Origin of the sequence: Candidatus Magnetobacterium casense (assembly GCF_019173545.1) — a bacterium.
Classification (GTDB): domain Bacteria; phylum Nitrospirota; class Thermodesulfovibrionia; order Thermodesulfovibrionales; family Magnetobacteriaceae; genus Magnetobacterium; species Magnetobacterium cryptolimnobacter.
Genome location: NZ_JABXWD010000327.1, coordinates 1 through 3,804, shown reverse-complemented (window position 1 = coordinate 3,804; position 3,804 = coordinate 1). Strand labels below are relative to the sequence as shown.

The 3,804-nt window shown below is 50.4% G+C and carries 2 protein-coding genes and 2 pseudogenes; 2 read left to right on the top strand and 2 right to left on the bottom strand.

The genetic code is table 11. The features are described from left to right. Window positions 1-469 (bottom strand): annotated as a pseudogene (locus tag HWQ67_RS14175) (hypothetical protein); the annotation flags it as partial. 295 nt (window positions 470-764) lie between these two features. Here HWQ67_RS14175 and HWQ67_RS14170 point away from each other — a divergent pair. Both HWQ67_RS14170 and HWQ67_RS14165 read left to right on the top strand, forming a co-directional pair. After that, window positions 765-1,454, top strand: coding sequence for a hypothetical protein (locus HWQ67_RS14170; protein ID WP_218253342.1), 690 nt, complete (start codon window positions 765-767; stop codon window positions 1,452-1,454). Between the two features lie 12 nt (window positions 1,455-1,466). Beyond that, window positions 1,467-3,551, top strand: coding sequence for a radical SAM protein (locus HWQ67_RS14165; protein ID WP_218253341.1), 2,085 nt, complete (start codon window positions 1,467-1,469; stop codon window positions 3,549-3,551). 100 nt (window positions 3,552-3,651) lie between these two features. Here HWQ67_RS14165 and HWQ67_RS14160 read toward each other — a convergent pair. Beyond that, window positions 3,652-3,804, bottom strand: a pseudogene (locus HWQ67_RS14160) (transposase); the annotation flags it as partial.

Below are 3,804 nucleotides of genomic sequence, written 5' to 3'. Positions count from 1 at the left end.
CCCTGAACATCTTTACCAGCATATCGATAACTTTGGGCGGCAAGCTGTCAAACTCATCGATGAACAGGATAATTGGACGGTTAAATATACCATCAGTACGATCAAAGAGATTCTTAAAAGACTCCCAATTCCCAGGAGCATCTATCCTGAGTTTAAAAGTCTCCCAAATCAGCATAGGGACCTTTGCAAGAAAGCTATCTACGTCGTCATCGTCCTTGAAGACCGTCCCCTGAACGGACATCGTACCAACAATAAAGCGGTCTTTGTACCCGGCCAGGATGTCATCCCTGACCTGTCTCATGACCCACGTCTTGCCCGTCTGTCTGGGCGCCCAGATGGTAAAATACCGGCCTCCCTCATCTACTATGTCGCCAATCAACTGCCCTGCACACCTCTCTATCAGCTCCCTGCGAGGTACACAAAAATGACTCCGACAGTTGACCGGACCATATGAATAAAAACTCCTCATCGTAGAAAGCTCCTCATATCATTTATCGTTACGTCATCCATACTCTGGTTGCAAACTACATATTTTAATTATAGCCCAAATGCCAAACCTACGGCAATACCGCACACACCAGGGCAATCGCATTTGACCGTAAGAGAAAAGAAAGGGGGCCAGCCCCCTTTTATGCCGGGGGTCGCTGACCCCTTGACCCCTTTCTGCGAATGCTTGATGTTCAACAAAGTTAAAGGTAAAATTATATCAGACCGATATAAACTTGTTGTTTGTTGATGAAAACAGTTATTATAGGTGAGAGATTATGAAGGAACTGATGCTGGTACTCCAGACGTTGGACATGAACCATCCACGGGCGAGGAGGTGTATTGAACACCTGAAGAAGACCGACCTTTCCATGGCGGAACTTTTTATTGTGGATGCCGCCTACGGTGAGGATTTCAACCGAGGGCAGTATCTTGATGGATTCAGGAAGCTGACCGATGGCCGACCGTTGGTGCTGCTCTCTGACGACGTGCTCATAGAGGATGTGCGCTGGCTTGCGCAATTGCGAGATATTGCCGCTAACTCCGACGTCCTCGTGGTGGGGTGTCAGCAGTACGCTGAAGGGTCAGAGGTGAAGATTGCCGGGGCGGTTATTGCCGCTGACGGCGCCGTTGAACAGATCACAGACCTGCCGGCAGGGATGCAATCCCCGCTGTATGTGCCCATGGTTGCGGATTGTGTTGTCTTTATTGCGGAACCGGAAAAGATACACTTTGACGTCGGTTACAGGGGCAGCCTCTGTGGCGCCGACATATGTATGCAGGCTTGGAGGATGGGTAAAAAGGTGGCAACGTCTTTGGATATAAGCATAAAGCGTATGACGTCCCACACTTCAACTGACAACTCCGGCGACAGAGGCATTTTTGTCCGCAAGTGGCAGGAATTTATTAATACCTGCTTATACACCGTGCAAGAGCTTAAGTGGCTCGAAAAATACTTAAAAAAATAACGAGGCAATGATATGAAACAACCTTCAGACATCAAAATAGCCGCTGCCATAGTGCTTGACAAAAATGCCACCGAAGAGACACGCCTGAGAGTACACGAATTTTATCTGGAACTCTCCCGCTACTTTCACGCTGAGAGTTTCTGCTTTTTTCACCACGACGACGATGCCATCAGAGCCAGAAGGACACTGCTGAAGGCCGCAGCCCTTGAGGACTATCATCAAACCTTCACATACCTGTTGTGGGTGCGTGGGATTGACAAGGCAAGTCTTTCGACGTTGAGACAAATGGTGAACGTTGCAGAATCCTGCGATGCCGGCAATGCGATAATCGTCGCCCCCTTTGACGCCATACTGGCAGATGCTGCCGCCATAAGAGACCTCGTCTGTAAGCACGCCGAAGAATCGTGGTTTACGGCCACTGATGACCATGCCTCACCGGAAGAGGCGCTCTGTCTGAACCTGAAGACCCTGGGATACCGGGTGCAATCCATATCGCTTACAACTGATGGTAACGATGACTACATACGACCATTTAAGTTCTCAGCGGGTGTCCAGTACCTTCCGGGGTTTCACCTTAGAGAGGCCAGAACAATAACAGTCCACACCGAAATGGCAATAATCACCAAAACCGCAGCACTCCTCAGAGACAGCCTCCGTAAAAAGGCCATCGCCATCTACGGCGCCGGCACCGTTGCCACATCCCTGCTGCCCGTACTGGGAGAGACCGTAAAGCTGGTCGTGGATAAGAACCTCGCAGGGAAGCAATTTATGGGCCGTACCATAGCACATCCAAATGCCCTGAAAGACTACACCCGAGATATAGACTCAATACTGATAACCCCGCTTGGCCGGGAGGCAGAGATCAGAAAATACATCGGGCAACTCCTTGGCGATCAATATGATGACGGCAAGGTAATCGGCTTTGACTCCTACAGGGACTCCGCAAATGGCAATGCCAAAAAGACAACCGTCCTTGACAGTACGGACACTGAGGCGCTACCCTCCACAGCGCCATTTATACGTCCCGCCACCAACCTCACAAAGACCAGACAACGCAGCATCACCAAACGCGGCGTCCTCTACGTGGGGTATCTGTGCAACGTCCGATGCGTCTTCTGCTACTACGCCTACACCCCCGCAAAAGACTGGCACACCATTGAAGAATGCAAAAAAGACGCCCATCAGTACAGAACGCTCTACGACAACGATTGGGTGGACATCACAGGCGGCGAGCCAACCGTCTATCCACACATCTTTGAACTCCTGGACTACTGTAAGGAGATCGGCCTGACCCCCACGCTGATTACCAACATGCAGGCGTTGGCCAAAAAAGACAAGGCCCTGAAATTCAAAGAATACGGCGTCTACGACTTCCTGTGCTCCATCCACGCCCTCGGAGATACCTACGATGACCTGACCAAGGTCAAGGGCAGTTGGAAGAACGTCATGACCGCCCTGGAAAACCTCCACGCCATCGACATGAAGTGGCGCGCCAACTGCACCATGACCGCAGTCAATCGCCACCAGCTCAGGACAATAGCAGAACTTGTCTATAACGCCGGCGGCAGAGTGATAAACTTCATAAACTACAACCCCTTCGGTGAATGGTCTACGAAGATGGATATAGATTTCCAGTCAAGACACTTCGAAATAACCCCATACCTCAAAGAGGCCCTTGACTACTGCGACGAGGTAGGTCTGGAGGCCAACGTGCGTTATTTGCCATTCTGCATCATGAAGGGTCACGAAAACAAGTGCTACAACTACCCCCAACTCAGCTACGACAGCCACGAGTGGGACTACTGTAGCTGGTTCTGCATGGATACGCGCAACATCGCCTACCACGTCCCGGAACACATACGCAGCATCTTTAAATCCGAAGCCGAGTATCACCTCTACGTAGCCAACAAGGTCAAACGTGACGGCTTTTGTCAGAGCGACAGGTGTATGTTCTGCGCCGCAGGATTTATCTGTGACGGCTTTACAACCCAGTATGCAAGCCGTTTTGGCACCGACGAAATGCAACCCTACCCGGGTAAGATAATCACAGACCCCACATGGTTTATCAGAAACCAGGACAAGGTCGTTGACGAATAAAAATGACTTTTAATGATGATTTGGTATCGTATCTGTATAAAGGGGTCAAGGGGTCCATGACCCCTTGCAGGGGAGGTCTGAGGAGGGGGCGGAGCCGCCCTCCTTTGCACGTCCGACCACTCTTTTTTTTCCTGCACTTTCGTTATTGCCAGGGCATATTCCTGCCCATGAGCATATTCTGTCACTGCTTCCAAATACACTCATGACAGTTGCCAATCTCCGTCAGTAACATCGCAGCACTTATTTCATTTAC

Bases quoted from the DNA above. Each gene is read 5' to 3' on its own strand.
- HWQ67_RS14170 (WP_218253342.1), top strand. From the start codon at position 765: ATGAAGGAACTGATGCTGGTACTCCAGACGTTGGACATGAACCATCCA.
- HWQ67_RS14165 (WP_218253341.1), top strand. From the start codon at position 1,467: ATGAAACAACCTTCAGACATCAAAATAGCCGCTGCCATAGTGCTTGAC.